The following is a 228-nucleotide window of genomic DNA, read 5'->3' on the forward strand; positions in this document are numbered from 1 at the left end:
ACGTAGGTTTAGATTTTTAACGTCTTTGTTTTGATATCCACAACAAGAACATAATTGGCTTGAAGCAAATGTTTTCGATACGACAATGACTTGTTTGCCGTACCATGTTGCTTTATATTCCAACATGGTTCGAAACTGTGACCATGATACCTCACTAATTGCTTTTGCTAACTTATGATTCTTTAACATATTCGATACTTGCAAATCTTCTATACCGATAACATCGTG

At 34.6% G+C, this 228-nt stretch carries 1 protein-coding gene; it reads right to left on the bottom strand.

Annotated features, from left to right (window positions below; all coding sequences use genetic code 11):
- A partial coding sequence (locus tag BAU28_RS08470; protein WP_165615154.1) for a zinc ribbon domain-containing protein occupies positions 1-228 on the bottom strand: 228 nt, incomplete at both ends.

Origin of the sequence: Bacillus paramycoides, from assembly GCF_001884235.1 — a bacterium.
Taxonomy (GTDB): Bacteria; Bacillota; Bacilli; order Bacillales; family Bacillaceae_G; genus Bacillus_A; species Bacillus_A paramycoides.